The 2,825-nt window shown below is 68.2% G+C and carries 3 protein-coding genes; all 3 read left to right on the top strand.

The genetic code is table 11. From position 1 onward, the window contains the following. The first annotated feature begins 198 nt into the window (after nt 1-198). Nucleotides 199-819 (top strand): helix-turn-helix domain-containing protein, encoded by a 621-nt coding sequence (locus tag ACTWP6_RS30060; RefSeq protein WP_260755034.1) that lies wholly within the window; start codon nt 199-201, stop codon nt 817-819. A gap of 89 nt (nt 820-908) precedes the next feature. Beyond that, nucleotides 909-2,399 carry a DDE-type integrase/transposase/recombinase gene (locus tag ACTWP6_RS30055; RefSeq protein ID WP_260752507.1) on the top strand — a complete coding sequence of 497 codons (1,491 nt, stop codon included), beginning with the start codon at nt 909-911 and terminating at the stop codon, nt 2,397-2,399. A 38-nt stretch (nt 2,400-2,437) separates the two neighbouring features. After that, a partial coding sequence (locus tag ACTWP6_RS30050; protein ID WP_443189617.1) for an AAA family ATPase occupies nt 2,438-2,825 on the top strand: 388 nt, incomplete at its 3' end.

Here is a 2,825-nt window from a genome sequence, read left to right as displayed (position 1 = left end):
GTGTTGACCGTCTCTCGGGATGACGATCACGGGGTATGTGGACGTCATTGAGCGTGCTGATGTGGCCTGTGCCGCCGTTGTCGAATTGATCTTGTTCGTGTGCACCGTCAGTGTGACGAGGAACTGATGGGTGCGCGGCACCTCGCTGAAGTCTTGGCGGGCTTGCGAGGTGCCGCGCTGTAGTGCTCGGAGGCACTGATGGTGACGGTAGAGGTCGATTCTGTCCGCGTCGAGTCCCGGCTGGCTGGTGGGGCGATCGCCTGTCCGGCTTGCCTGGACGGTGTGCTCGGCGGCTGGGGGTATGCCCGCGCCCGCCACGTCGAGGGGCTCGATGATCCGGTGCGGCCGCGCCGGGCCCGGTGCCGCTCTTGTCTGGTCACTCATGTGTTGTTGCCGGTCACCATGCTGTTGCGCAGAGCATATGCAGCCGAGCGGATTTGGATGGCGCTGTCGGCGCGGGCTGAAGGGGTAGGGCATCGCGGGATCGCTGCCCGGTTGCAGGTACCGCCGTCAACGGTGCGGGGCTGGCTGCGGCGGGCTGGGCAGCGTCTGGAGTCGATGCGGGCGTGGTTTGTCACGGTGGCGGTGCGTACGGGGATCGATGTGACGATCCCCGACGGACTCGGCTGTGGTTGGCGTGACGTCGAGGCGGCGGTCTTGGTCGCCGCGTCGGCGATCGGGCAGCGGTTCGGGTCGGCCGGGTTGCTGGGCGTGGTGACGCCGGCGCTGGTGATGGTGGCCGTCAGCGGCGGCCGGTTGTTGGCGCCCGGGTGGCCGCCGATGTCATCGGCGGTGCCACACAACACCAGTTGCCCCTGACGCGCTGTCAGGTGATCGGTGATCCTCGCCAGGGCGCCTGTCCGGCACCGGTTTCGGGTGGGGCCATCGACTGCGAGGAGGGCACTGCGGTGTCGTTGGAGGACCACAAGCGTCGGGAACGGGCCAATGCGATCGGGTTGTTCCGCTATCAGGTGATCTGCCCCGCGCTGGAAGAGGGGCTCTCCACCCGCCAGCGCGGCCGGGTGGTCCGTGAGATCGCCGAACGCCGCCATATCGATCCGTTCGGTTCCCAGGTCCAGATCGCCCGCGCGACGCTGGATCGCTGGATCCGGCGTTACCGCGGTGGCGGGTTCGAAGCGCTGGTGCCTGAGCCGCGCCGGCTAGCCACCCGCACCGATGTCGGGGTGCTGGAGTTGGCCGCCTCGCTCAAGCGGGAGAACCCGGCCCGCACCGCCGCGCAGGTGGCTCGCATCCTGCGCACCGCGACCGGGTGGGCGCCCTCGGAATCGACCCTGCTGCGCCACTTCCATCGGTGCGAGCTGATGGGCCCGGCCGCAGGTCAGAGCACGGAGGTGTTCGGCCGGTTCGAAGCCGCTGACCCCAACGAACTGTGGGTCGGCGACGCTTTGCATGGCCCGCGGGTCGGGGACCGCAAAACCTACCTGTTCGCCTTCCTCGACGACCATTCCCGGCTGGTCGTCGGGCACCGGTTCGGATTCGCCGAAGACACCGTGCGCCTGGCCGCCGCGCTCAAACCCGCGCTGGCCGCCCGCGGAGTGCCCGCCGGAATCTATGTCGACAACGGCTCGGCGTTCGTCGATGCCTGGCTGCTGCGGGCGTGCGCGAAACTCGGGATCCGGCTGGTGCACTCCGCGCCCGGGCGCCCGCAAGGCCGAGGCAAGATCGAACGGTTCTTCCGCACCGTGCGCGAACAGTTCCTCGTCGAGGTCACCGACACCAGCAGCGAGGACCTCACAGCGGCCGGGGTCGCCCACACCGCGGCGTTGTTGGAACTCAACCGGCTGTTCATGGCCTGGGTCGAAACCGAATACCACCGACGGACTCATTCCGAGACCGAACAGGCACCACTGGCACGGTGGGAAGCCGGCTTCGACCGGCTCGGCGGGTCACCGGCATTGCCGACCGCCGCGGATCTGACCGAAGCGTTCTTGTGGTCGGAGTTTCGCGTGGTGACCAAGACCGCCACCGTGTCGCTGCACTCCAACACCTACCGAGTCGACCCCGCCCTGGCCGGGCGCCGCGTGGAGCTGGTGTTCTCCCCGTTCGACCTGCACACCATCGAGGTCCGCTACCGCGATCAAAGCTTCGGCGCCGCGGCGCCGCACACCATCACCCGCCACGCTCACCCGAAAGCCCGACCCGAGGCCGCTGGCCCAGCGCCTGCGCCGGCGGCGACCGGGATCGACTACCTGGCATTGACCGCCGCCGCCCACCACGCCCAACTGCGTGACGATGAACGCATCGGCTACCACGCCCTCTACGGCACCGAGGTCACAGCCACCGACGACATTGTGGTCAACGACCAGGTCCTCGGACAGCTCGCGTTGACCGACCTCGGTGCCGAGAACTCTGACCATGAAGGTGAGGCCTCGGCGTGAGTATTCAACGACTGCAATCACACTGGGGATTCTCCCGGATGCCGTTCGGACGCGACCTCGCCCCCTCGATGCTGCACCGCTATCCCGGACACAGCGAAGCGATCGCCCGGATCTCCTGGTGTGTGGACCAATGCGCCATCGGAGTCATCACCGGCGAAGTCGGTGCCGGCAAAACCGTGGCCATCCGCGCCGCAGCCACCTCCTTGGATCCGGCGCGACACGTCATCATCTACCTGGCCAACCCCACCATCGGCGTGCGCGGCATGCTCACCCACATCGTGGCTGCCCTCGGACACACCCCGGTCTTTCACACCGCCCGACTGGCACCCCAGGCCGCCGACGCTCTGGCCGCCGAACACGCCGAACGCGGCCGCAGCCCCGTGCTGGTCGTCGATGAAGCCCACCTGCTCGACAACCATCAACTAG

Origin of the sequence: Mycobacterium sp. 4D054 (assembly GCF_052245755.1) — a bacterium.
Classification (GTDB): Bacteria; Actinomycetota; Actinomycetes; order Mycobacteriales; family Mycobacteriaceae; genus Mycobacterium.
This window is presented reverse-complemented; position numbering and strand designations above follow the sequence as displayed.